The organism is Roseovarius marisflavi (assembly GCF_900142625.1).
Lineage (GTDB): Bacteria > Pseudomonadota > Alphaproteobacteria > Rhodobacterales > Rhodobacteraceae > Roseovarius > Roseovarius marisflavi.
Window position 1 is genome coordinate 1 of sequence record NZ_FRBN01000030.1, and the last position, 24,048, is coordinate 24,048.

Genomic DNA, 24,048 nt, shown 5'->3' on the forward strand with positions numbered 1-24,048 from the left:
AGGCAGCTCAACGAACGACCCCGAAAAACGCTCAACTACGAAACACCCGCCGAGCGTTTCAATGCATGTGTTGCATCGACCCGTTGAAACCGCCGGGCGAAACGGAACTTCGGCAATTCGTCACCAATGACCGGTTCAGGCTCGAAACAGACCTATGCTAGAATACCGGAGGTTTCATGTAAGGTTACTTCAATTCTTCAAGAAATTGCTCAAGTGCCTCCAGAGCATGGGTCGCATATACAACGCTTGTTCCGCCGCCCATGAGAACGGCAACGCCCAGTGTTTCCGCGATCTCTTCTTTGGTTGCGCCTGCCCTAAGCGCATCCGAAACATGATGTGCAATACAGCCATCGCATCGTGCGGCGACACTGATTGCCAAAGTCATGAGTTCTTTGGTCTTGGTGTCCAGAACACCGTCGCCAACTGCTGTCTTGTGCAGCTTCCAAAACTGACCCATGAGATCCGGTTGAACCGATGCCAGTTTGCCCACATAGGTTTCAAATTTGCCCAGCATATCAGGGTAGGTAGCATTGTGAGATTGTGTGCTGCTCATGGTTTCGTTTCTCCGTGATTGACAGAAGCATTTTGCATACCAGACGTCAGTGCTTTTTCGAGAGTTTGGCGATATGCCACCTCTTGCTCGTTTGACATGCCCTGAACACCGGACTTCACCAACGCTGAAAGGATCGGCGTAGCGATTTGCTCACGCTTTGCGACATCGATCTTCGGCAACATCATTGCGATACAATTTGGCATCATGGTCTCTAACATCATCTCTGGCATCCTGTTTGAGGGGGCACCGCCCACCATATTTCCCATCATGCCGCTGCCTTCGCCGTCTTTGCCTGCCATCATTGTCATCATCATTTTGGGCATCGTGTCCGACATGTTCATGCCTTCCATCATTTTGGGCATCATGTCGGTCATCATCTTCTGTTTTTCCTCGGGGGTAATGTCAGCAAAGAACTTCTCCATCATGCTGTCCATCATGGCTTCCTTGTCTTCTTTGCTCATCCGCCCCATCATGAGGCCCATCATCTGTTCCATGATACTCATGCGTCGTTCCTTTCGTTTGTCGGGTGAATGCTTGCTAGCGGATCGTCTGATCATCCAGGCCTCTATGGTTCCTCACTTGGTTCGTTGAACTTGCCAATCTTCGGCCTGCTCGGCAGGGGGTGCCAGTCAAGCGTAACGGTCGCTGGCGAACGGTATGTCATCGTTGCATTGGTGATCGATTTGACCTGCATTCCTTGAAAAACCTTGCATTGGGTGTCCCTTAATGCATCGGCTGCTGTGTATGTCGCTGAATCACAGCTCAATACCAAAACAGCCTCGAATTCTTGCGCGCGTTTCAAGAGCCGAGCGCGTTGCCGTCCGGTCCAAAGGCACATCATCGGGACGGGAAAACGCATGGTGAAGGCATCGGTGCGAACATTGTATGTCGCAAGCGCGTCTCGGATCGAGGCAATGTAATCCTCGAATGCCTGGGTTTTAACACCATGCTTCAGAGGTTCCAGGAAGGCCTTTTTTTTGCTGGATGGACACGCACATCGGCGGGCAGATCGGGCACGAAACGATCAGGACGGATTGAAAGCCCTTTAGATCGTCAATCGCGTCTCGCGGTTCTAGAAAAATGGGCATGACTTTGGTTCCGTCTCGAAAGCAAGCACCTTATATCAGTTTAACATGCCGACGAGACGGTGCCATTGACGGGGATCAATGGGGATGCAAGTCGCACGTTGACTTATTTTGCCTGGTCGACGTCAAAATCCTTCTGAAAGCTGCCGGTTTCGGAAAACGGCTCGCTTTTGTTCAAGTCTGCAAAAGCCAACCGCGAAACCTAAACCAGACTCGATGAATGACGGGTTAGCGGCGAGTTCAGTTATTTGTCCACTCCGCAGAATAGGCTCTTTTGAGACATTCGCCGCATCTGCAAGATGAACGGCGAGATTCAAGGAGCGGGCGTAAAGGTCAAAGCTTTCTGACCCTCCGCGCATTGACATAGCGCAATGCCCGCGGGGCGGGCGTGGCTAGACTTGACCGTAACGCCCCTGCATCATCGCATGGGGCTTGGAGGTCAGGATGTGCTTTTCCGCAACGGCCAGTTTCACGCTTGCCGCCGTGCTTGTGCCTGCGGGTGTTTACACGATTACAGAGGTGCGGCGCACCAACCCCGCGTGGTGGGCCTTTGCGGTCTTCCCGCTGGTCTTCGGCATTCAGCAGGTTCTGGAAGGCATCCTCTGGCTCGGGCTTGCGGGCGGCAATGAAACCTCTGTTTGTCTCGCCTCTCGCGGCTTCTTGTTCTTTTCACACTTCTTCTGGCTGGCATGGGTGCCGTTTGCCGTCTGGACGATAGAAACCGACCCCGCGCGCAGGCGATTGGTCCTGTTTATGGCGGTGGTCGGCTTTTTCGCGGGGCTGTCGGTATTCCTGCCGGCCGCCCTTATCGAGGGGTGGTTGCGCGTAGAGGTGGTGCAGCGCTCGCTGGAGTACAAGACAACGCTGATCTACGAGGGCATCATAGACCGCAGCCTGTTGCGCACAGTTTACGCGGTGATCGTCATCGGGTCGCTTTTGCTGTCGTCGCATCGCCTGATTCAGGTGTTCGGCGGTCTGGTTGCGGCCTCCTTGGTGCTAACTTACGTGTTTTATGCCTATGCGTTCATTTCGGTCTGGTGTTTCTTCGCGGCGATCCTGTCTGTCTACCTGGCGGTGATCTTGGGCCGCGAAACCAGCGATTTGCACGCCTGCGCGCGGGACTAAGGGATACGCCATGCCGTCGGCCTCAATGTCATCTCCCATCGGCCCGCTTACCGTGGTCAGCGATGGCAGTGCGATCACCGCGCTTCAGTGGGGCGAGGGCGGTACGCAGGATACCACGCCCGAACTGACCGAGGCCCTGGCGCAGCTTGCGGCCTATTTCAGGGGCGGCCTGACGCGGTTTGACCTGCCGCTGAACGTGGGGGGATCAGAGTTTCAGCGCCGGGTTTGCGATGCCATGCGCGAGATCCCCTTTGGCGAGACCGTCACCTATGGCGATCTTGCCACCCGTATGGGCGCCTCGCCGCAGGCGATTGGCAATGCCTGTGGCGGCAATCCGATCCCGGTGATCATTCCCTGTCACCGGGTCTTGGCCGCTTCGGGGCTTGGTGGCTATTCCGGTGAGGGCGGGGTTGAAACCAAGGTCTGGCTTTTGCGCCACGAGGGGGCGGCGGGCTTGCTGATCTAAGGGATCAGACTTCGCCGCGCGGCGTGAATATCTGCTGCACGATTCCGACAAAAATCAAATAGACGCTGGTGACCACCAGCCCCCAATGCGCCCAGCTTTGCGGATCAAAATGCACCCAGGCCGCCCAGCCGGCAAAGAAGGTCCAGGCAAGCGCCATCGGCAAGGATATCCAGCGCCAGCGTTCGGTGCGCACCGGATGGATGAACTTGAGCGGCAGGAACATCGCCACCGACAAGAGCGTGACCAACGTCAGGATGATCCAGAAATTCGGCTCGACCGCGAACATCACCAGCACCAGCATATTCCAGCATCCCGGAAATCCGGAAAAGGAATTATCCATTGTTTTCATGCGCGTATCGGCAAAGTACATCGCACTTGCAAAGGTTATCACGATCATGGCGAGCCATCCTGTCCAGCCCGGTAAAAGGTCGGATTCAAACAGCGCAAAGGCCGGAATGAACACATAAGTCAGGTAATCAATGATCAGATCGAGCAACACGCCATCAAATTCCGGCGCATGGGTTTTGACGTTGAATTTGCGCGCCAAAGGGCCGTCGATGCCATCCACCGCGAAGGCCACGACCAGCCACAGGAACATCAGTTCCCATTCCCGGTCAATTGCGGCCAACATGGCCAGCATTGCAAAAACCGCCCCGGTGGCGGTCAGAAGATGAACAAGCAAGGCGCACAAACGTGGTGTCATGGCGGCTTAATGAACCAGCCGCGCCAAATATGCAAAAAGAAAAGCCCGGCCCCATGGAAGGGGCCGGGCCAGATTGCAAGGCGTGCGGTCTTAGTTGGAAACGCGGACCTCTTCCAGCGGATAGGCCAGCATGTCCTGTGCTTCCCACGACACGTGACAGTCATGACAGAAGCTCTGTTTGAATTTCATCATCTTGCCGTTGGGCTGAACCACGGAATAGACCCAATCGGCGGCTTCGGGCGCGCTGCCGGCTTCGCCTTTGGTCATGATGAAGAGCGGGCCGGTCTTGGCCTTCTTCTTTTTCTTGCTGATCGTGATGCTTTCCTTGGCCAGAACCGAGCCGACCGGCATCACCACGCCTTCGTCGGCGAATTTCAGGTATTGCTCGGCGGCCACGTCATTGGCAAAGGTCTGCAACAGGCGATTGCCATGCGCACCGGCCACGGCGGGGCGGGTCGATGTGACGGTCCAGTCGCGATAAGTGGCGGCCACCTCGTTGTCGCCCTTGGTGTAATTCTCGACCATCTCGGCCTTGATGCAGTCGTAAATTTCGGAAATCGCGGCCGCCTCAAGATCAAACGGATCTTCGACATCGACCTTGCAATCCGAGGCCACTGCCGTCTGGCCCATCATAAGGCTGGCTGCAAGAGTCGCGGCGGCAAAAAGCTGGCGTTTCATATTCATTCTCCAATTCGTTCACAGATACGCGTGTCATCCAAGGGCAACCCTTGCATGTTTGAACTGTAATTGAACTTAACTATTACGTGAGGCGTGAAAGGAATTAACCACGTCCCTGCGGATGCGCGCGGGCGTATACCTCAAGCAGGCGGGCGGTATCGACGCCGGTATAGGCCTGCGTGGTCGAAAGCGAGGCATGGCCCAGCAATTCCTGTATCGCGCGCAGATCGCCGCCCGCGTTCAAAAGATGGGTGGCAAAGCTATGGCGCATGGCATGCGGTGTGGCCGTGGCCGGCAGGCCAAGCTGCATCCGGGTCTGTTCAACCACCTTCTGAATCACCCGCGGGTTAAGCTTGCCGCCGCGCGCACCGCGAAACACCGGGCTTGGCGCGGTGATCTCATAGGGGCACATGGCAACATAACGCTCGACCGCATCGCGGGCCGGGGCAATGACCGGCACCATGCGTTCCTTGTTGCCCTTGCCGATGATACGAAGTGTGCTGCCAATCGGAAGATCCGCCCCGGTCAGGCCCAAAGCCTCGGATATCCGCAACCCACAGCCGTAAAGCAGGGTCACGACCGCCTGATCGCGCGCCGAAATCCACGGCGTCAGCGATTGCATCTCAAGCGTGTCGATCACATCGCTCGCCGCTTCGGGCGACAGGGGTCGGGGCAATTTGCGCTGAAACTTGGGCGAGCGGGTGGCAAGAACGGCGGTCGGCTCAAACCCCTCGCGCTCTGACAGCCAGCGATAAAAGCTTTTGACCGCCGAAAGCTTGCGCGCAAGCGAGCGCGAGCCGACATCATGGCCACGGGTAAAGGCCATCCAGCTTCGCATATCGGCGGTGCTTATTTTTGCCAGCGCGCCCAAGCCCTGGGTCTGGCCGTGATGTTCGGTCATGAAGGCCAGAAACCCCGCGACATCGCGCGAATAGGCATCAAGCGTGTTGTCCGAGGCCCCCTTGAGCGCCTTTTGTGACGCCAGCCAACCCTGCAACGAATCGCGGGCGGCCGGGCTTATCATGACAACCAGCGCCGCATGGATCGCTCGAACACCCCGGCAAAGAACGCCAGAAGGTCAGTGCCCTGTTGCGGGCTGAACTGATGCGGGTCTTCGGCGCCCATGGCGAGCATGCCGGGCAGGCGCTCGGGGCCGAAATCCAGCATAAGACAGGCCTCGGAGCGCACAAAGGTGGCATCGCGACCGTAAATCCGCATATCGCCCTCGTTGATCTGGCGCAGAGTCACCTGCCGCGCGGGCACATCGCGCCCGCCGGTCAGATAGGATGTGATAAAGCCGGGCTCGGCCACCGACAGAACATCACCCAGACGACGCACCGCCGGGTCGCTGTCATTTTGCACCGATTCAAGCACAAGCCGGATCGAATCGACCCGCAGGATATGCGCCACTTCGCCGCCAAGGTCGCGCAGGAAGGCCTCGAACTCGACCGGGTCAAGCATGCGCAAAATCGCACGGTGCACCTGATTTGTGCCCGCCAGATTTTCGTAGGCGGCGGCAATCACGCTGCGGTGGGTGTCTTCAAGCCGGTCAAGCCGCGCCTCAAGACGATCCATCGCAATGCCGCGAAGATCGACGATATTGCCGCCCATCGCCCGCTCGTTTGCGGCGATGAGGGCACGCATAAGGTCTTGATCTTCAAGAATAACGTCGGGTTGCGCGATAATGCGTTCGCGCAAGGCGTCATTCATTTCCGGCTTGCTGCTCATGTCGGCCTCGGTCTTGTTTTTTGGTGTTATAGCACGGGTTACAGGATTTGCTGCCCTGTTTTTGCCCAGTCGGCCATAAAGGTTTCAAGCCCGGCGTCGGTCAGCGGATGCTCTGCCATCTTCTTGATCACGGCGGGGGGCGCGGTCATCACGTCGGCACCGATCATCGCGGCCTGATAGGCGTGATTGACGCTGCGAATCGAGGCGGCAAGGATCTGGGTCTCGAAACCGTAATTGTCATAGATCGTGCGAATATCGGCGATCAGATCCATGCCGTCGAGGTTGATATCGTCAAGCCGCCCGATGAAGGGACTGATGAATGTCGCGCCCGCCTTGGCCGCCAAAAGCGCCTGATTGGCGGAAAAGCACAGGGTGACATTGACCATGTTGCCCTCGCCCGAGAGCACCTTGCAGGCCTTGAGGCCATCCCATGTCAGCGGCACCTTGACGGCGATATTCCCGGCGATCTTGGCAAGCTTGCGGCCCTCGGCGATCATCTCATCGGCCTTGAGCGCGACGACTTCGGCGCTGACGGGTCCTTCGACCATTTCGGCGATCTCCTTGGTCACTTCAAGGATGTCGCGGCCCGATTTCAGGATCAGCGAGGGGTTGGTGGTCACGCCATCGACCATGCCCAGATCATTGAGTTCGGCAATCTGATCGGTTTCAGCGGTATCGACAAAGAATTTCATGGGGGTGTGCCTCTGCGCGGGTTGGGTTTTCTCTCTCAAGCGTTTACCTCATAGATCAGCCCACCGAAACCCCCTCAGAGAGAGGAAGCCGCGTTGCCCCCGTCCAATCCCGACTTCTTTGACGAAGGCGCGCTTGTGGCGGTTCTGACGGCGCAGCCGCTTGATCGACCGCTGGATTATCTTGCCCCCGAGGGCGGGTGTATGCCGGGGGCCTTTGTCGAGGTGCCGCTTGGCCCGCGCAAGGTCTTGGGCGTGGTCTGGGGGCCGGGCAAAGGCGGCTTTGACCTCAAGAAGGCGCGCAGCATCATCCGGGTGCTGGATGTGGCGCCGATGCGCGACGAAATGCAGGATTTCCTGCGCCGCGCCGCCGATTACACCCTGACGCCGATGCCCGCGATGCTGCGGCTTGCGACGCGCGCGCCGGGGCTGAGCAATCCGCCGTCGATGCAAAAGGTCTATCGTCTGGGCGAGGGCGAGCCCAATCGCATGACAGACGCGCGCACCCGCGTGCTTGAGGTGTTGCGCAGCTATGGCGGGCTTGGCTTTACCCTCAAGGAGCTAAGCGATCAGGCGGGGGTGACATCCTCGGTGGTCAAGGGATTGGTGACGCAAGGGGCGGTGCGCGAAGAAGACACGCCGCGCGACATGCCCTTTGCCCGGCTTGATCCCGACCTTCCGTCCAAATCCCTGACCGAGGATCAGGAAACAGCCGCAGAGGCGTTGCGCAAGGGGCTGCGCTCTGAGGCTTATGGCACCACGCTTTTGCGCGGCGTCACCGGATCGGGCAAGACCGAGGTTTACCTCGAGGCCGTCGCCGAGGCCCTGCGCCAGGGGCGTCAGGCGCTTGTGCTCTTGCCGGAAATCGCCCTCACGGCCGAATTTCTCAACCGGGTCGAGGTGCGCTTTGGCGCGCGCCCGGCGGAATGGCACTCGGGCGTGACCATGACCGAACGCCGCCGCACCTGGAAGATGGTCGGACAGGGCGGCGCACAGATGGTGGTCGGCGCGCGCTCGGCTTTGTTCCTGCCGTTCCAGAACCTTGGCCTGATCATCGTCGACGAGGAACACGACACCTCTTACAAACAGGAAGACGGCGTTCTTTATAATGCCCGCGACATGGCGGTACTGCGTGCGGCGATCTGTGGCGCGCGGGTGATTCTGGCCTCGGCCACGCCAAGCCTTGAGAGCTGGGCCAATGCCGAGGCGGGCAAGTACGAGCGGCTCGATCTCGATGCGCGCTATGGCGTGGCGGTGATGCCGGAGCTGGCGGCGATTGACATGCGCGCGCAGAAATTGCCGTCGAACCGCTGGATCTCGCCAAGCCTTCAGGCCGCCGCCAATGCCCGGATCGCCAAGGGCGAGCAGGCGCTTTTGTTCCTCAACCGGCGCGGCTATGCGCCGACCACGATCTGTCGGGCCTGCGGTCATCAGATCGGCTGTGAGCAATGCGATGCGCGCATGGTCGAGCACCGGTTTCAAAAACGCCTGATCTGTCATCAATGCGGGGAAAGCGCGCCTTTGCCGAACGTCTGCCCGTCCTGCGGGGCCGAGGATCGGCTGGCGGCGGTGGGGCCCGGTGTCGAGCGGCTGGCCGAAGAGGCGACAGCGCTGTTTCCCGAGGCGCGGATCGCGGTGCTCTCGTCAGACCTGTTCGGCTCGGCGCGCGCGCTCAAGGAACAGATCGAAGAGATTGCCAAAGGCGGCGCCGATATCATCATCGGCACGCAACTGGTGGCAAAGGGGCACAACTTTCCGCTGCTGACGCTGGTCGGGGTGATTGACGCCGATCTTGGCCTTCAGGGATCAGACCTGCGCGCCGCCGAGCGCACCTTTCAGCTTATGCGCCAGGTGGCGGGGCGCGCGGGGCGGGCCGAACGGCGCGGCACGGCCCTGTTGCAGACCTTTCAGCCCGAGCATCCGGTGATCCGCGCCATTCTTGCGGGCGACGAAGAGGGGTTCTGGCGCGCCGAGGCCGATGCGCGCCGTCAGGCGGGCGTGCCGCCCTATGGCCGGATGGCGGGGATCATCCTGTCCTCGCCCGATATGCAGGTGGTGTTTGACATCGGCGAAGACCTTGCCCGCCGCGATGGCCCCCTGCGGGCGGTGGGCGCACAGGTGTTCGGCCCGGCCCCGGCGCCGGTCGCGCGCATCCGCGGGCGTCACCGCGTGCGGCTTTTGGTGAAGGCGCCGAAAGGTGCGGCATTACAGGGCGCGGTGGCGGCTTGGGTGGCGCAGGTTCGGCTGCCGCCGCAGGCGCGCCTGAGCGTCGATATCGACCCGCAGAGTTTCTATTGAGATCGGTTGTGGCGCGCGCGCTTTCTTGAAAAGAAAGCGGTCCGAAATCTTTTGAAGATTTCGGATGCCGACGGGTGTGTCCTCTCGCCAAAGCCGAAACTTGGGCGTAAAGAAAACCCATGAAACCACAATTCCCCTTGGGCGACGCGCGGCAATTGCCATTCTGGCGCCGTCCCGTGACCTTGCTGTTCCTGATGGCCGCGGCGATGCCGGTGGCTTTTGCCACTTGGTCGGCGCTGCTCAACAACTTTGTGATCGAGGTGGCGGGGTTCAACGGCTCTGACATTGGCTGGCTTCATACGGTACGCGAAATCCCCGGCTTTTTCGCTATTGGCGTGATCGCCCTGATCATGTTCATGCATGAACAGGTGCTTGGCCTCATCGCGCTTTGCCTTTTGGGCGTGGCCACGGCGATGACGGCGCAATTTCCCTCGCTTGGCGGCATCCTGACCATCACCATGCTCAGCTCGATCGGGTTTCACTATTATGAGACGGTCAACCAATCGTTGCAATTGCAATGGATCGACAAGCTGCGCGCGCCGCAGATGCTGGGCTGGTTGATGGCGGCGGGATCGGGCGCCACCCTGATCGCCTATGTCCTGATCGTGATGACATGGGAGGCGCTCAGCCTGACCTATAACACGGTCTACATGATCTCGGGCGGCTTTACCGCCTGCGTCGCCCTGTTCTGCTTTGTGGCCTATCCCCGGTTCGAGGCGCCTAATCCCCAGATCAAGAAGATGGTGCTGCGACGCCGCTACTGGCTTTATTATGCGCTGCAATTCATGGCAGGCGCCCGGCGCCAGATTTTCATCGTCTTCGCCGGCTTCATGATGGTCGAGAAATTCGGTTTTCAGGTGCATGAGGTCACAGCCCTCTTTCTGATCAACCTTCTCGCCAACATGATCTTTGCGCCGCTGATGGGGCGCGCGGTTTTCATGTTTGGCGAGCGCCGCACGCTGATCTTCGAATATGTCGGGCTTGCCTTGCTCTTTACGGCCTATGGCGGCGTCTATTTCTTTGGCTGGGGCGTGGTTCTGGCGGCGACGCTCTATGTGGTCGATCACATCCTGTTCTCGCTCGCGCTTGCGCTCAAGACCTATTTCCAGAAGATCGCCGATCCGGGCGATATCGCCCCGACCGCCGCCGTGGCCTTTACCATCAACCATATTGCGGCGGTGTTCCTGCCGGCCCTTCTGGGCTATTTGTGGCTTGTCTCGCCGGCGGCGGTGTTCTTCATGGCCTCTGCCATGGCCTGTGTGTCCTGCGCGCTTGCGATGATGATCCCGCGCCACCCCGAGCCTGGCAATGAAACAATCTGGTCGCGTTTCGTATCCGCGCCCGCCGAATAATCCCCCCGATCTGAAAGGGTTTGACGATGCCGACCTTTACTGCCCTGACCACGCTCACAGGCAAAGACAGCGCCGAGGCGCTTGCCGAAGCGCTTGAGGCCCTCACGCCCGAACCCACCGGCGTGGGCGCCTTCGAGATGGAAGACGGCTCTGGCCTGTGGGAGGTCGGATCTTACTTTGAAGAGGCCCCCGATCAGGCCGGTCTTGCGCTTTTGGCGGTGATGCATGGCGCGCGCCCCTTCACCATCTCCGAATTGCCCGAGACCGATTGGGTCGCCAAGGTGCGCCGCGAGCTGACCCCGGTCGTGGCGGGGCGCTTCTTTGTCTACGGAAGCCATGACGCCGACAAGGTGCCCGACGATTGCGAGCCTTTGTTGATCGAGGCGGCAATGGCCTTTGGCACCGGGCATCACGGCACCACGCTTGGCTGTCTGCGCGCGCTGGACCGGTTGGCCAATGCGGGCTTTGTCGGCAAGTCGGTGATTGATATCGGGTGCGGCACGGCGGTTCTGGCGATGGGCGCGGCGCGGATCTGGCCCGGCGTGATGCTGGCCAGCGACATCGATGAGGTCGCCGTCGAAGTGGCCGCCGCCAACGTCGCCGCCAATGATCTTGTCGGGCGCGTCGAATGTGTCGAGGCGGCGGGCCTTGATCACCCGCGCCTTGTGGCCGCCGCGCCGTTTGATCTTGTCTTTGCCAATATCCTCAAAGGCCCGCTGATTGATCTCGCGCCTGACGTAACGTCACGCTTGCAGGGGGGTGGCAAGGTGATTCTCTCGGGAATTCTGAACGAACAGGCCGACGAGGTGATCTCGGTTTATTGCGCCCTTGGAAACAGTCTTGCACATCGCGAAGAGATTGGTGACTGGACCACCCTGACATTGGAAAAGTTCTCGTAAAATAAGTCAAAATTCTGGCCGGCTGATCCTCCCGCCTTAGTCTTGCCACATTTCGAGCCTAGTTTTTACTTAACGCGGTGGGGGCCGTGAAAATGGGATTTTTGCAATGGGTGACGCATTCCAAGGATTTGACACTCGACTGAAATCAATTGAACGGAAACGCGCCGGTATGGAGCGTGGATATGTCGGTCGTGTCGGTAAAGACGGGCTTATTGTTTTTCGCCCAAAACGTCGTCAGGGCGGCATTTCTTTGCGCGGGATTGTTTATCTCGTGGCCGGGTTCATCTTCTTCAAGGCCGTGATCATTGCCCATCTTGGGGCGGGCCTATATGAGGAACGCCTTGCGCAACTTGCTCAGGGCAGCGTTGTCGAACAAGCTGGGGCGGCTGTGATGCAACCCGATGCTGTAAGCGCGATGTTTGCAAGCAAACTTCGGCCATTCCTTCGCTAAGGCTTCTACGCGACTAATCCCAGCTATCCTGACCCTTGGGTCAGACATCATAAAGCCCTGTGCGGTGCGAACCGCAACAGGGCGTTATGTTTTGCGAGAAGTGCCGCACTTAGACTTGGCGTGCAATCGCGTTGATATCGCCACGGGTCAGACCGATATCGTCAAGCTCGCGATCCGAAAGCTGCGACAGCGCATTGCGCGTGGCGCGACGTTCGTTCCAGGTTGAGATCATACCGAGGGCGCGAGCGAAAAACCCACCGAAACCGGCGGAGGGATTGAGGGTGCGGCTGCTGTCGATGCTGGCCATGATTTTCATTCCTTGACTATGTGGGGGCAGAGCCTGTCTGCGTCTGAGAGGCAGGTAGTCAGAGAAAACCGTTCCTGCAAGCCGGGTTTATTGCATAGTCCTTATGCGTTTTACGCATGGGTCTGATTTCGATTTAAGTGTATTTATATCAGTACGTTAAATATATCTCATCCTTGTGAATTTCGCGTGATGGCGCCATATTTGCAACGAAGTGCGTTCAAATCGGGCAGTTTGGAAACGCGCATTCTGCTTGGTCTTTGTTCTCGTTTCGTGCTATCGCTTGAAAAACAGATGGGCAGGGCAGGAAAATGCGGGTTTTGGGAATTGATCCCGGGTTGCGAAACCTTGGCTGGGGACTGATTGATGTGAATGGCAGTCGACTTAGCCATGTGGCCAACGGTATTTGTCATTCGAGCGGCACCGATCTGGCGGCGCGGTTGCTGTCTCTTTATGATCAACTTACAGATATTCTGAACCGGTATGGGCCAGAGGCGGCGGCGGTCGAACAGACGTTCGTCAACAAGGATGGTGCGGGCACGCTCAAGCTTGGGCAGGCGCGCGGCATCGCTCTTTTGGTGCCGGCGCAATTCGGCCTTGCGGTGGGGGAATATTCGCCGAACACGGTCAAGAAAACCGTTGTCGGCGTGGGCCATGCGGCCAAGGAACAGGTCGCCCATATGGTCAAGGTGCAATTGCCAGGGGTCGAGCTTGCCGGGCCGGATGCGGCGGATGCCTTGGCGGTGGCGATCTGTCATGCCCACCACGCCCGCAGCACCACGATGCTGGCCGACGCGGTACAGAGGGCAAGCGCATGATTGGGCGGATCGCAGGGCGGATTGACTATCGCGCCACCGACCACGTTTTGATCGACGTGCGCGGCGTTGGATACCTTGTCTATTGCTCGGAACGCACGCTGTCGTCGATGCCGGGCGTGGGCGAGCATGTGGCGCTTTATACCGACCTTCTGGTGCGCGAGGATATTCTGCAACTCTTCGGCTTTACGACGCTTGTCGAAAAGGAATGGCACCGCCTGTTGATGAGTGTGCAGGGCGTTGGCGCCAAGGCGTCGCTGGCCATTCTGGGCGCGCTTGGCCCCGATGGTGTGGGCCGCGCGATTGCGCTTGGCGACTGGAACTCGGTGACGGCGGCCAAGGGGATTGGCGCGAAAACCGGACAGAGGGTGGTCAACGAGCTGAAAGACAAGGCCCCCAGCGTGATGGCAATGGGCGCGGCCCCTGCGCCGGTGCTGGATGACGCTGAGGATGAGGTGATCGAACGCGCGCCGCGCGTCGCCGCTCCGGTCCCGGCGGGCGTGCCCAATCGCGGCGCGCAGGCCGAGGCCTTATCGGCCCTGACCAACCTTGGCTATAGCCCCGGCGAGGCGGCAAGTGCCGTGGCGCGGGCGGCGGGCGAAGCGCAGGATGCGGCCACGCCGGAATTGATCCGCCTTTCGCTCAAGCTCTTGGCGCCAAAGGGGTAATCCATGTCAAAACCCGATCCGACAGTGCGACCAGAGGAGCTTCCGGAGGATTTTGACCGCAGTTTGCGCCCGCAGGCGCTGTCGGAATTTATCGGTCAGGCCGAAGCGCGCGCCAATCTGTCGGTCTTCATCCAATCCGCCCGCCAGCGCGGCGAGGCGATGGATCACACCCTGTTTCATGGCCCCCCCGGCCTCGGCAAGACGACCCTGGCCCAGATCATGGCCAAAGAGCTTGGCGTCGGGTTTCGCATGACCTCGGGGCCGGTTCTCGCCAAGGCGGGCGATCTTGCGGCGATCCTGACCAATCTTGAACGCAATGACGTGTTGTTCATCGACGAAATTCACCGGCTGAACCCGGCGGTGGAAGAGGTGCTTTACCCCGCGCTGGAGGATTTCGAGCTTGATCTGGTGATCGGGGCCGGGCCCGCCGCGCGCACGGTGCGTATCGAATTGCAGCCCTTCACGCTTGTCGGGGCGACCACGCGGCTCGGGCTTTTGACAACGCCGCTGCGCGACCGCTTCGGCATTCCGACGCGGCTTCAGTTTTACAAGATCGAAGAGCTGCACGAGATCGTGACCCGTAATGCGCGGCTTTTGAACGTGCCGACCGACAGTTCCGGCGCGATGGAGATTGCGCGCCGCTCGCGCGGCACGCCACGGATCGCCGGGCGGCTTTTGCGCCGGGTGGTTGATTTCGCAGTGGTCGAGGGCAACGGCGTGATTTCCAAAGAGCTTGCCGATAGCTCGCTGACGCGATTGGGGGTCGATCACCTTGGGCTTGATGGCGCGGACCGGCGCTATCTGCGCCTGATCGCCGAGGCCTATCAGGGCGGGCCGGTGGGCATTGAAACGCTCAGCGCCGCGCTCAGTGAATCGCGCGACGCGCTTGAAGAGGTGATCGAGCCGTTCCTGTTGCAACAAGGCCTTATCCAACGCACCCCGCGCGGGCGGATGTTGACGCAGGGCGGGTGGCATCATCTGGGCCTGCCGGTGCCCGGCGCCAAGGGGCAATCGGATATGTTCGAGGATTAGGCGTCACGCGCGGGCAACGCGCCGGGGCTTTCGCGTGCCGGTCTCGTGAGGGGATGGCGTAAGCGGGGCGGTTTTGCTATCGGGGGGCGCAAAACGAAAGGGTCACCCGATGAGCGAGCCTCTGACGCCACAAGATGTTGAGGCGCTGTTCACGCGCAGCGACGAGAGTTTTCTGTTTGCCCGATGGGGCCGACCGATCGTGCCGATCGTCTTTGGCGTCGATGACAAGACCCTGAGCGTGGTCAAGGGCGCGATCGAGGCGGTGGTGACGCTGGCCAATCACAAGATGGCCGAGACCGACCCCGAGCTTGGCGCGAACCTGATGCTGTTTTTCTTTCGCGACTGGCAGGAATTGCTTGAGGTGCCCGATCTTGACCGCTTGATCCCTGATCTGGCGCCACTCGTGGCGCGCCTTGAGGGGGCGGAGGCCAATCAGTACCGGATTTTCCGCTTTGACGAGGGTGGCGCGATCAAGGCCAGTTTCGTGTTCCTGCGCATGGATGATCAGCTTGGCGCGGTGCCGGCCGAAACTCTGGCCCTGAGCCAGATCGTGCAAACCATTCTGCTCTGGTCGGATCGCGCGTTTCAGGATCGCTCGCCGCTGGCGGCGCTGCCCGATGGCGGGCAAGTGATTCTGCGCCCGGAGATCGCGGCGTTGATCCGGGCGGGCTATGATCAGATATTACCGAAGATGAGCCGTGAGGCGAGCCACGCGTTGCGATTGAGCGCGCGGCTGGTGGCGAACTGACGGCGCTGCGTCAGGCTGTAGGCGTTCCGGCCTTTCTGACCTGATAAAGCTTGACCGAATCTGGCGTTGTGGCGCTATTACCCCCGTTGTCTTGGGGAGGTGATTCTGAGAAACGCAATTTGTGGGGTATTTCTTGCCCTGGTCGGGTTGGGGCTGACCGGTGAGGTCGCGGCGCAAACCTGTGGCGGGCTCTATGCGGTCAAGCGCGGCGACAGCCTGTCGCTGATCGCGGATAGCCAATACAAGGACGCGGGCAAGTGGACAGCGGTCCACTCGATCAATATCGACCAGATTGGCCAGAATCCAAATGACATCCGCGTGGGCATGACGTTGCGTTTTGCGCTGCATCGACGGTTTGCCGACCGGGCTAAAAGGGGGGCAGGCGGTGGCGGCGACCCCCGAGCCTGCGGCGCTTGTCGTGGCACCGGGAAATGCGGCATCCCGGCGCAAGATCAATATTCTCACTGGTAGCGATTTCTGGCCCTTCACCGACAAGGATTTGCCCGAGGGCGGAGTTCTGGCACATGTGGTGCTAGCCTCGATGGAGGCCGCTGACCCTGCGCAGGGGTTTGCCATCCACTGGGTGGATGACTGGGCCTCGCATCACGAGCTGCTTTTGTCCAACGCGCTGCTGGATATCGGGTTTCCGTGGTTTCGCCCCGATTGTGAGGCTGACCCCGTGACCTATCGCTGCGCCAACCTGATTTTTTCAGAGTCGATGTTCGAGGTTCTGATGCTGCTGTTCGTGGACAAGGCCCGCCCGATTGCCTTCAACGGCGCCGACGATCTGCAAGGCCGGGTTCTGTGTCGTCCTGCAGGGTATTCGACCTATATTTTCGACCAAGACGGGCGCAACTGGCTGCGCGGCGGGTTGATCACCCTCAAGACCCCTGCTTCGCCCGGCGACTGTCTGCGTCTGCTGAGCGAGGGCGAGGTCGATGGCGTGGTGCTTAACGAATTCCTGGGTCGTGGAAAGATCAAGGAAATGGGCCTTCAGGACCGCGTCGTGGTGGCGCAGGGGCAGCCGATTTCGGTCGATGGCAATCACATGGTCGTTCACAAATCGCATCCGCAGGGGCGCGAGTTACTGGCCGTCTTCGAAAGGGGGCTTGCGCAAATCAAGGCGAACGGCAGCTATCAGCGCATCATCGACGAACATATGACGCGCGTTTGGGCGGAGTTCTAGGGGGATGCGCAGGATCCTGACGGGATGTGCCGCAGCCCTGATGCTGGCCTTGCCGGGCGCGGCGCGGGCGCTGTGCGATGTGATCTATAAGGTACAGTCTGACGACACGCTCTTGTCCATTGCAGCGGCGCACTATGAGGTGTCCGATCAATGGACGCTGATTTATTACGCCAATCAATCCGCGCTTGCCGGGCAGGTCCAGAGCCTTGTATCGGGCACCGATCTCTACATCCCCTGTCCGGCGCAAAACCCGGTGCCGGACGGGACGCTGCTGGTGAAAAAGGCGGCGGAGATGACCCTTTTGACAGGCGCTGGCAAGCTGCCCTTCGCAGACCCGACTCTGCCCGGCGGAGGCATGGCAACCGAGTTGGTGTATGCGGCACTTGAGCTGAGCCCGTCGCCGGTGCCCTATGAGGTGGTGTGGGAAGATGACTGGTCACGTCATCTCTTTCCCCTGCTGGCCGAGAAGCGGTATGATATGGGATTCCCCTGGCCCAAACCCGATTGCGCGGCTTTGACTGACGACAGAATCTGTCAGAATTTTCATTTTTCCGAGCCGCTGCTTGATCTTCCGATCATGTTGTTCAAACGCGCGGATAGCAGTTTTACCTACTAAAGCGATGCCGATATCGTCGGGCACAGCCTGTGTCGCCCGGCGGGGGACATTACCGATGATCTTGACCGGGCGGGCCGACGCTGGATCAGTGAGGGCAAGATCACGCTGATCCAACCGCCAAGCCCCGAGGCCTGTTTTGAGGCGCTCATGGCGGGCGATGTGGATGCGGTGACGGTCAATGTGTTTAAGGGCGCCTCCAAGATTGTGGCAATGGGCCTGCGCGGGCGCATTGTGCCGCTTGATCAGCCACTCTCGCGCGAGGCGCTTCATGTTGTGATCTCGAAAAACCATTGGCGTGGAACGACGCATTTGTACCGGATGAATGCGGGCCTCAAGGCGTTGCGCGAGAGCGGGCGCTACGTCGAGATCATGCAGCGCCATCTTGGAATTTTCCTGCAGCAGCTGAACTAGGGGTGAGTGGATTCCCTGCACGTTGCTTTGGCGCGCAGTTCGGGGCACACTTGGTGCATGAGGAAAATTCTTCCTATTGTTTTTATTGCAATTTTTCCGCTCTCCAGTCTGGCTGAAGAGGGCGCAAGCGGCGTTTACCCCCTCTCACCGCTGGCGCGCGATGGCAATATTCCGCGCACAAGATGGGAACATCGTACCGATGCGCCACTTTTGACGCGCACGGCATTGTCGGCGCTCAAGGCGCATGGCGCGGCGCTGACAGAGATCGTGCCGCGCGACATTGCAACCTGGTGTCCGGCCTATCCAGAGGCCAGCGATGCAGGCCGCCGGGCCTTCTGGGTGGGGTTTTTGTCGGCCCTGGCCAAACATGAAAGCACCTATAATCCGCGCGCTGTGGGCGGCGGCGGGCGGTGGTATGGCTTGTTGCAAATCCTCCCGGCTACGGCGCGCGGATACAAATGCCGCGCGGGATCAGGCGAGGCCCTGCGCGATGGGCCCGATAATCTTTCCTGTGCGGTGCGGATCATGGCGCATACGGTGGCGCGCGACGGGGTGGTGTCGCAGGGCATGCGCGGCGTGGCCGCCGATTGGGGGCCGCTGCACAGCGCCAGAAAGCGTCAGGACATGCAGCGCTGGACCCGCGCCCAAAGCTATTGCAAGCCGCCTTCCTCGGTGCGCCCCCGCACGCGCCCTGCACGGCTTGCGCAGGTCGCGGACTGATCCCCAGAAAATTCGACGAATTTTCTATCTCATTTTCTTTGCCGAAGAAAATGGCCGCTCAGACGCCGCGGATGCGGGTCACCATTTCTGTTGTATCCCGGCTTAGCCCCGGCGTGTCGAGGATGCGATCAAGCTCTGCCTTGATCAGGGTTTGGCGTGCGGCGTCATAACGCCGCCATGTCTCGAACGCCGAGCACATGCGCGCTGTGGTTTGCGGATTGAGCGGATCAAGCCTGATCAACCATTCCGCCAACAGGCGGTATCCCTTGCCCGAAGCATGGTGAAACCCTGCCGGGGACATGACCATCGCGCCAAATGTCGCGCGAAAGCGGTTGGGGTTGCGGATGTTGAAATCCGCATGATTTGCCAGACGGCTTGCCGCCTCGGCGGTGTCCTCGGGGCTGGCATGCACGATCTGCAGGCTGAACCATTTGTCGATCACAAGCCGGTCCCCTTGCCACTGATCGTAGAACGCCTGTGTCGCCGCCTCTCCTGCGCCCGCCTGCAAAAGGCAGGACCAGGCCGCAAGTTGCTGGGTCATATTGTCGGCACTCTCGAATTGCCGCGCGGCCAAGGCGCCGCCATCAATGCGCGAGATTATCGCCAGTGCGGCATTTGAGAGCGCGCGCGCGCCGGACTGTTCGGCGTCGGGGCGATAGGGCGCGGTGACCTGATGCGCCTTGTAAAGCTCGCGCGCCACCCCTTCGATGTGTTTGGCACGGGCGTTGCGCAGTTGCTCGAGCGCCTCCCAGATGGCCTGCGGGTCAGGCGTGCTGCCCATGTCAAAGAGGGCTTGTGCCAGATCATCCTCGCTTGGCAGGCCAAGTGCCAAGGCGCGAAACGCCGGATCAAGGGTTTCGTCGCGCGCCATCGTCTGGACCGCATCGAGATAGGCCGGGTCGGGCGCGGCGCCCTCGCGGATCATCGCGATCAAACCATCACGGGCCAGGGCACGCCCGGCCTCCCATTTGTTGAAGGGGTCGGTATCATGCGCCAGAAGAAAGGCGCGCTCGGCATTTGTGGTGTCACGTTCCAGAACAACCGGAGCGGAAAAATCACGTAAAATAGATGGGATAGGGCGCGAAGCTAATCCATGAAACGAAAAGCTTTGCGCGGCTTGCGTCATCTCGAGAACACGGGTTTCCTGAACCTCATCGCCATTGGCGCCAAGCAGGCCCACGGCAATCGGAATAACCCGCGGGTGTTTTGTGTCCTGCCCCGGTGTCGCCGGAGTTTGTTGTTCAAAGTGAAGGGTATAGGTGCCATCCTTGAACTCGTCTCTCACCTTGAGGCGCGGCGTTCCGGCCTCTTCATACCAGAGCTTGAACTGAGCCAGATCGCGACCGGTGACCTCTTGGAACACCGCCAGCCAATCTTCGATGGTACAGGCCTGACCGTCGTGGCGTTCAAAATAGAGATTGAGCGCCTTTTTATACGCCTCATCGCCCACAAGCCGCTTGAGCATCCCGATAAGCTCTGCGCCTTTTTCATAGACCGTGGCGGTATAGAAATTGTTGATCTCGACAAAACTTGCAGGGCGCACCGGATGGGCCAGCGGACCGTTATCTTCGCGAAACTGTCGCGCGCGCAGGTCGATCACATCCGAGATCCGCTTGACCGGGGCCGAGCGCATGTCAGAGGTGAATTCGGAATCGCGATAGACCGTCAGCCCCTCTTTCAGGCAGAGCTGAAACCAGTCGCGACAGGTGATCCGGTTGCCGGTCCAGTTGTGAAAATACTCATGCGCGATAATCGCCTCGATACGTTCGAAATTGGCATCTGTCGAGGTTTCCGGCGTGGACAGGACGCAGGACGAGTTGAAGATGTTCAGGCCCTTGTTTTCCATCGCCCCCATGTTGAAGTCATCCACCGCAACGATGTTGAAGATATCAAGGTCATATTCGCGGCCGTAAACCTCTTCATCCCATGTCATGGATTTCTTGAGCGCTTCCATACCAAAGGCGCATTTGCCCTCATCACCGGGGCGCACCCAGATGTTGAGTTCGACATCGCGGCCAGAGCGGGTGGTGAAGCGATCCGGGTGATTGATCAGATCGCCCGCGACAAGCGCGAAAAGATAGGCCGGTTTTGGCCAGGGATCATGCCATTCGGCAAAGCCCGCGCCCTGCGCGACCGCATCGCCATTGGACAACAGCACCGGCGCGTCGCCCTCGATGCGGACGCTGAACACGCTCATCACATCGGGGCGGTCGGGGTAGTAGGTGATCTTGCGAAAACCTTCGGCCTCGCATTGGGTGCAATACATGCCGTTCGACATGTAAAGCCCCTCAAGGGCGGTGTTGGCGGCGGGGTTGATCTCGACCTCGGCCTCGAAGGTAAAGGGGGCATCCGGCACCGTCGCGCGCAGTCCCTCGGGTGTGATATCAGGCTTTATCTCGGCCCCGTCGATCGCGGCGCGGATAAGACGCAGGTTCTCGCCATGCAGGAAAAAGTCGCTGTTTTGCGCCTCCGGGTTGGGACGAAAGGCGATCTTGCTGATCACGCGGGTCGCTTCGGGGGCAAGGCGAAAGGTGAGATGTACCTGATTCACCAGATAGGCGGGGGGCGTGTAATCCGAGAGGTAAACGGCTTGCGGGGCGGCATCTTTCATCGCGGGCATCTCCTTGAGGGGCGGGGCGTTTGCCGCGACCCTAGGGTGTGGCGCGCGGGCCTGCAATGGGGGCTTTCCCTTGGCGGTGATCCCGCTACCTTTGGGGTATGGAAAGGCCGGTCATCTGTTGGTTCAAGCGCGATTTGCGGGTCTGTGATCACCCGGCGCTTGCGCGTGCCGCGGCCCTTGGGCCCGTGATCGCGCTTTACATCATTGAGCCAGAGGCCTGGGCGCAACCGGATGCCTCGGGGCGTCATTATGCGTTTTTGCAAGAGTGCCTGGAGGGCTTGCGCGATGATCTTGCAAAAATTGGCCTGCCTCTGACGCTGAGGGTAGGGGATTCGGTCGGCACGCTTGAGGACCTGCGTCGCACCCATGGCATTCGCCAGCTGATCAGCCACGAGGAAACCGGCAATGGCTGGAGCTTTGAGCGCGACAGGCGCGTCTGCGATTGGGCGCGGGCGCAGGGGGTGGATTGGGAAGAGCTGCCGCAATCGGGTGTGGTGCGCCGCCTGAAAGGTCGCGATCACTGGCAGGCGACCCGCAATGCCTTTTTGGCCGCGCCGCTGGTTGCGCCCGCGCAGGCGTGCTGCGCGATGGAGGGCGTGGCCAGTGATGCGCCCCCCAAGGCCGCCGAATTGGGGTTGAACGATGCCTGCCCGATGCGTCAGAACGGGGGGCGGGCGCGGGCCTTGCGCGTATTTGACAGTTTCCTGACCACCCGCGGGCGCAGCTATCGGCGCGCCATGTCCTCGCCGCTTGACGGGGCGCGCGCCTGTTCCCGGCTTAGCCCGCATCTGGCGCTTGGCGCAATGTCGATCCGTGAGGTGGTTGCGGCGACCAAGGCCAGCCCGGCGGGCGATGCACAGTGGGCGGGGGCGATCCGCTCGTTTCAGGCGCGGCTGGCCTGGCGCGATCATTTCATCCAGAAGCTGGAGGATGAACCAATGATCGAACATCGCTGTCTGCATCCGGGATATGAGGGGTTGCGCCCGCTGATCCCCGACGCCGCGCGGCTTGCGGCCTGGGACAGGGGCGAAACCGGCCTGCCGTTTGTCGATGCCTGCATGCGCGCGCTGGACGCGACCGGATGGCTCAACTTTCGCATGCGCTCGATGCTGATGGCGGTGGCCTCTTATCACCTCTGGCTGGACTGGCGCAGCACCGGGCCGATCCTTGCGCGCCGGTTCACCGATTACGAGCCGGGCATTCACTGGCCTCAGGTCCAGATGCAATCAGGCACCACCGGGATCAATACGATCCGGATTTACAACCCGGTGAAACAGGGTCTGGATCAGGATCCGGGCGGCGCCTTTACCCGCCGCTGGCTACCCGAACTGGCCGAGGTGCCGGATGCCCATTTGCAAACACCTTGGACATGGGAGGGCGCGGCGCACCTTTTGGGGCACAGCTATCCCGCGCCTGTGGTCGATCCGGTGGCGGCCGCGCGCCATGCGCGCGAGGTCGTCTGGGGCCTGCGCCGGAGCCATAAATCAGACGCTGCGACCGCGCGTATCGTTACCCGCCATGCCAGCCGCAAACGCCCGCGCAGGGCAAAACCCGCCGATCCACAGCTTCGGTTCGATTTCTGATGGCCCGGCAGCGCCGCAAATCCGACCTTCCGGTCAAAACCTGCGTCACCTGCGGGCGACCGATGCAATGGCGGCGCAAATGGGTCCGCGTCTGGGACGAGGTGCGCTATTGCAGTGAGCGCTGCCGTCGCCAGCGGTCTGGTGTGGGCGGCGCGCCCCCGGCCGACCGGGATGCATTTGGCCGGTAACGGGGCCGGGCATGATCATTGATCACTCCCGCAGTGCACCGCCCACATCCCCACTTCTGGCAGGGCAAGATGAACAAGCGGTGCATAAACTCTGTGCAGTTCTGTGGCCGAGCACGGATTCATGTGCGCGCTTTGATGTTTTATTATTCAATTTTACGCTATATTTAGACGTAATACGAGTGAATGAACCAGCAGGCACAGGACAGCTATGAAACGCCCGATCGTCGGCATTATTGGCAATGAATATGTGATTGAAAATCGCTATCCGATGCATGCGGGTGGCACGATGAACTCTTCTGCGATTGCCGATGTGGCAGGATGTATGCCGCTTATCGTGCCCTCCGATCCGCGCTTTGTGAGTGTGCCGGAACTGCTTGAGGCCTGCGACGGGTTCTTGCTGACCGGCGGGCGGCCCAATGTTCATCCGCAGGAGTATGGCGAAGAGGCGACCGAGGCGCATGGCGCGTTCGACCGCGCGCGCGATGCGATTACCCTGCCGCTGGTGCGCGCCTGTCTTGAACGGGGGCAGCCGTTCTTTGGCATTTGCCGGGGATTTCAAGAGGTGAACGTCGCCCTTGGCGGAAGCCTGCACCCGGAAATCCGTGATCTTCCGGGGCGTGACAATCATCGCATGCCCCCCGATGGCACCATGGCGGAACAGTTTGCCCTGCGCCATTGCGTGCGGTTCACGCCGGGCGGCGTGTTTCACCGCCTGATGGGGGCCCAAGAGGTGATGACCAATACGTTGCACGGGCAGGGCGTTGTGCGCCCCGGCCAGGACATCGTGATCGACGGGCATGCGCCCGACGGCACGCCAGAGGCGCTTTACGTCGAGGGTGCTCCGGGCTTTACGCTGTCGGTGCAATGGCATCCCGAATGGAATGCCGCCAACGATCCGGTCAGCCGCCCCCTGTTTTCCGCCTTTGGCGATGCCGTGCGGGCCTGGGCGGCAGGGCGCGTGACGCCGGTTCTCAAATCCGCCTGAGCGGATGATTGGATGGCGTGGTCAGGCGATCCATTCATCGACGCCTCTTTGCGCAACAATTGGGCCTCATGCCGTTTAAGACAGGTGCGCGCCGTGTCGCGGTGGCGTCCCGGTGCGCTGCGCAATTCGGGGAAAATCGCGAACA

At 60.4% G+C, this 24,048-nt stretch carries 28 protein-coding genes; 17 read left to right on the forward strand and 11 right to left on the reverse strand.

From position 1 onward, the window contains the following. Positions 1–184: 184 nt before the first annotated feature. The 3 genes from BUB78_RS17375 to BUB78_RS20975 all read right to left on the reverse strand — a co-directional run bounded on the left by BUB78_RS17375 (position 185) and on the right by BUB78_RS20975 (position 1,412). The gene (locus BUB78_RS17375) at positions 185–553 is read right to left on the reverse strand and encodes a carboxymuconolactone decarboxylase family protein (RefSeq protein ID WP_245813564.1); all 369 of its coding nucleotides are present in this window, start codon (positions 551–553) and stop codon (positions 185–187) included. Then, entirely contained in the window at positions 550–1,056 is a 507-nt protein-coding gene (locus BUB78_RS17380; protein ID WP_073200303.1) for a hypothetical protein, read from the reverse strand. The genes BUB78_RS17375 and BUB78_RS17380 overlap by 4 nt, the downstream gene beginning before the upstream one ends. A 62-nt stretch (positions 1,057–1,118) precedes the next feature. Further along, entirely contained in the window at positions 1,119–1,412 is a 294-nt protein-coding gene (locus BUB78_RS20975) for a hypothetical protein (protein ID WP_220084026.1), read from the reverse strand. Between the two features lie 670 nt (positions 1,413–2,082). Between BUB78_RS20975 and BUB78_RS17385 the strand changes: the two genes are divergently transcribed. After that, positions 2,083–2,763 carry a DUF6629 family protein gene (locus BUB78_RS17385; protein ID WP_073200305.1) on the forward strand — a complete coding sequence of 227 codons (681 nt, stop codon included), beginning with the start codon at positions 2,083–2,085 and terminating at the stop codon, positions 2,761–2,763. Between the two features lie 25 nt (positions 2,764–2,788). Continuing rightward, positions 2,789–3,229, forward strand: coding sequence for a methylated-DNA--[protein]-cysteine S-methyltransferase (locus tag BUB78_RS17390; RefSeq protein ID WP_245813566.1), 441 nt, complete (start codon positions 2,789–2,791; stop codon positions 3,227–3,229). 4 nt (positions 3,230–3,233) lie between these two features. Here the strand turns inward: BUB78_RS17390 and BUB78_RS17395 are convergent, their stop codons facing one another. The 5 genes from BUB78_RS17395 to fsa all read right to left on the reverse strand — a co-directional run bounded on the left by BUB78_RS17395 (position 3,234) and on the right by fsa (position 7,030). Continuing rightward, entirely contained in the window at positions 3,234–3,932 is a 699-nt protein-coding gene (locus BUB78_RS17395; RefSeq protein ID WP_073200312.1) for a CDP-alcohol phosphatidyltransferase family protein, read from the reverse strand. Positions 3,933–4,022: 90 nt separating this feature from the next. Beyond that, complete coding sequence (locus BUB78_RS17400) at positions 4,023–4,616, reverse strand: cytochrome P460 family protein (protein ID WP_245813567.1); 594 nt, start codon at positions 4,614–4,616, stop codon at positions 4,023–4,025. A 97-nt stretch (positions 4,617–4,713) separates the two neighbouring features. Next, positions 4,714–5,634 carry a tyrosine recombinase XerC gene (locus BUB78_RS17405; RefSeq protein WP_073200313.1) on the reverse strand — a complete coding sequence of 307 codons (921 nt, stop codon included), beginning with the start codon at positions 5,632–5,634 and terminating at the stop codon, positions 4,714–4,716. After that, positions 5,631–6,338 carry a DUF484 family protein gene (locus BUB78_RS17410; RefSeq protein ID WP_073200314.1) on the reverse strand — a complete coding sequence of 236 codons (708 nt, stop codon included), beginning with the start codon at positions 6,336–6,338 and terminating at the stop codon, positions 5,631–5,633. Before BUB78_RS17410 ends, BUB78_RS17405 begins: the two co-directional genes overlap by 4 nt. A gap of 38 nt (positions 6,339–6,376) precedes the next feature. Continuing rightward, positions 6,377–7,030: a fructose-6-phosphate aldolase gene (gene fsa / locus BUB78_RS17415; protein ID WP_073200316.1), complete on the reverse strand. Its 654-nt coding sequence runs from the start codon at positions 7,028–7,030 to the stop codon at positions 6,377–6,379. A gap of 93 nt (positions 7,031–7,123) precedes the next feature. On the opposite strand from fsa, the gene BUB78_RS17420 reads away from it, so the two are divergent. The 3 genes from BUB78_RS17420 (at position 7,124) to BUB78_RS17430 (ending at position 11,576) form a co-directional block, all read left to right on the forward strand. Continuing rightward, positions 7,124–9,325: a primosomal protein N' gene (locus tag BUB78_RS17420; RefSeq protein ID WP_073200317.1), complete on the forward strand. Its 2,202-nt coding sequence runs from the start codon at positions 7,124–7,126 to the stop codon at positions 9,323–9,325. Positions 9,326–9,444: 119 nt separating this feature from the next. After that, on the forward strand, positions 9,445–10,677 hold the full coding sequence (locus BUB78_RS17425; protein WP_073200318.1) for an MFS transporter: 1,233 nt from the start codon (positions 9,445–9,447) through the stop codon (positions 10,675–10,677). Between the two features lie 26 nt (positions 10,678–10,703). Further along, positions 10,704–11,576, forward strand: a complete 873-nt coding sequence (locus BUB78_RS17430) for a 50S ribosomal protein L11 methyltransferase (protein ID WP_073200319.1) — start codon at positions 10,704–10,706, stop codon at positions 11,574–11,576. 145 nt (positions 11,577–11,721) lie between these two features. Here the strand turns inward: BUB78_RS17430 and BUB78_RS20980 are convergent, their stop codons facing one another. Together BUB78_RS20980 and BUB78_RS17440 are read right to left on the reverse strand one after the other, a co-directional pair. Further along, positions 11,722–11,889, reverse strand: coding sequence for a hypothetical protein (locus BUB78_RS20980; protein ID WP_220084027.1), 168 nt, complete (start codon positions 11,887–11,889; stop codon positions 11,722–11,724). Positions 11,890–12,136: 247 nt separating this feature from the next. Continuing rightward, the gene (locus BUB78_RS17440; RefSeq protein WP_073200369.1) at positions 12,137–12,334 is read right to left on the reverse strand and encodes a DUF1127 domain-containing protein; all 198 of its coding nucleotides are present in this window, start codon (positions 12,332–12,334) and stop codon (positions 12,137–12,139) included. A 308-nt stretch (positions 12,335–12,642) separates the two neighbouring features. Between BUB78_RS17440 and ruvC the strand changes: the two genes are divergently transcribed. From ruvC to BUB78_RS17475, 9 genes are all read left to right on the forward strand, one after another. Then, entirely contained in the window at positions 12,643–13,149 is a 507-nt protein-coding gene (ruvC, locus tag BUB78_RS17445) for a crossover junction endodeoxyribonuclease RuvC (protein ID WP_073200321.1), read from the forward strand. After that, complete coding sequence (gene ruvA / locus BUB78_RS17450; RefSeq protein ID WP_073200322.1) at positions 13,146–13,814, forward strand: Holliday junction branch migration protein RuvA; 669 nt, start codon at positions 13,146–13,148, stop codon at positions 13,812–13,814. The genes ruvC and ruvA overlap by 4 nt, the downstream gene beginning before the upstream one ends. Positions 13,815–13,817: 3 nt before the next feature. Then, positions 13,818–14,846 carry a Holliday junction branch migration DNA helicase RuvB gene (gene ruvB, locus BUB78_RS17455; protein WP_073200324.1) on the forward strand — a complete coding sequence of 343 codons (1,029 nt, stop codon included), beginning with the start codon at positions 13,818–13,820 and terminating at the stop codon, positions 14,844–14,846. Positions 14,847–14,955: 109 nt separating this feature from the next. Further along, positions 14,956–15,594, forward strand: coding sequence for a hypothetical protein (locus tag BUB78_RS17460; RefSeq protein WP_073200333.1), 639 nt, complete (start codon positions 14,956–14,958; stop codon positions 15,592–15,594). A gap of 66 nt (positions 15,595–15,660) precedes the next feature. Next, on the forward strand, positions 15,661–16,065 hold the full coding sequence (locus BUB78_RS21470) for a LysM peptidoglycan-binding domain-containing protein (protein ID WP_342742344.1): 405 nt from the start codon (positions 15,661–15,663) through the stop codon (positions 16,063–16,065). Beyond that, the gene (locus BUB78_RS17465; protein WP_342742345.1) at positions 15,980–16,780 is read left to right on the forward strand and encodes a substrate-binding periplasmic protein; all 801 of its coding nucleotides are present in this window, start codon (positions 15,980–15,982) and stop codon (positions 16,778–16,780) included. Before BUB78_RS21470 ends, BUB78_RS17465 begins: the two co-directional genes overlap by 86 nt. 4 nt (positions 16,781–16,784) lie before the next feature. Further along, a complete protein-coding gene (locus tag BUB78_RS21475; protein WP_342742346.1) occupies positions 16,785–17,396 on the forward strand; it encodes a hypothetical protein in 612 nt (203 codons plus the stop codon). 147 nt (positions 17,397–17,543) lie between these two features. Next, positions 17,544–17,807 carry a type 2 periplasmic-binding domain-containing protein gene (locus BUB78_RS21480; RefSeq protein WP_342742347.1) on the forward strand — a complete coding sequence of 88 codons (264 nt, stop codon included), beginning with the start codon at positions 17,544–17,546 and terminating at the stop codon, positions 17,805–17,807. A 57-nt stretch (positions 17,808–17,864) separates the two neighbouring features. Continuing rightward, the gene (locus BUB78_RS17475; RefSeq protein ID WP_073200335.1) at positions 17,865–18,527 is read left to right on the forward strand and encodes a transglycosylase SLT domain-containing protein; all 663 of its coding nucleotides are present in this window, start codon (positions 17,865–17,867) and stop codon (positions 18,525–18,527) included. Between the two features lie 58 nt (positions 18,528–18,585). On the opposite strand, the gene pepN is transcribed toward BUB78_RS17475, so the two are convergent. Next, positions 18,586–21,138 (reverse strand): aminopeptidase N, encoded by a 2,553-nt coding sequence (gene pepN, locus BUB78_RS17480; protein WP_073200371.1) that lies wholly within the window; start codon positions 21,136–21,138, stop codon positions 18,586–18,588. Positions 21,139–21,245: 107 nt separating this feature from the next. On the opposite strand from pepN, the gene BUB78_RS17485 reads away from it, so the two are divergent. The 3 genes from BUB78_RS17485 to BUB78_RS21285 all read left to right on the forward strand — a co-directional run bounded on the left by BUB78_RS17485 (position 21,246) and on the right by BUB78_RS21285 (position 23,903). Continuing rightward, complete coding sequence (locus BUB78_RS17485; protein ID WP_073200337.1) at positions 21,246–22,730, forward strand: FAD-binding domain-containing protein; 1,485 nt, start codon at positions 21,246–21,248, stop codon at positions 22,728–22,730. Beyond that, the gene (locus tag BUB78_RS17490; protein WP_073200342.1) at positions 22,730–22,918 is read left to right on the forward strand and encodes a DUF2256 domain-containing protein; all 189 of its coding nucleotides are present in this window, start codon (positions 22,730–22,732) and stop codon (positions 22,916–22,918) included. Before BUB78_RS17485 ends, BUB78_RS17490 begins: the two co-directional genes overlap by 1 nt. A gap of 208 nt (positions 22,919–23,126) precedes the next feature. After that, positions 23,127–23,903, forward strand: a complete 777-nt coding sequence (locus BUB78_RS21285; RefSeq protein WP_073200345.1) for a gamma-glutamyl-gamma-aminobutyrate hydrolase family protein — start codon at positions 23,127–23,129, stop codon at positions 23,901–23,903. Positions 23,904–24,048: the final 145 nt, after the last annotated feature.